Below are 204 nucleotides of genomic sequence, written 5' to 3'. Positions count from 1 at the left end.
CGTTCGAGCGCGCGGCGTTTGCCTTTTGCAACCGGCGCCGGACCCGGATGAAGCTGCTGTTCTTTGACCGGTCGGGCTTTGTGTTGGTGCTCAAGGCGTTGACGGAGGACAAGTTCCGATGGCCCAAACGAGCGGAAACGGTGGTGGCGCTCACCGCGGAGCAATTGCGATGGCTGCTCGACGGGATCGATATTGACGCGATGG

Annotated in this window: 1 protein-coding gene; it reads left to right on the top strand. The window is 61.8% G+C overall.

Annotated elements, in window-relative coordinates:
• The coding region (tnpB, locus tag LH128_RS35090; protein WP_008833658.1) for an IS66 family insertion sequence element accessory protein TnpB at positions 1–204 on the top strand (204 nt) is incomplete at both ends.

The sequence above is a fragment of the Sphingomonas sp. LH128 genome (assembly GCF_000293195.2).
GTDB lineage: Bacteria > Pseudomonadota > Alphaproteobacteria > Sphingomonadales > Sphingomonadaceae > Novosphingobium > Novosphingobium resinovorum_A.
This window is presented reverse-complemented; position numbering and strand designations above follow the sequence as displayed.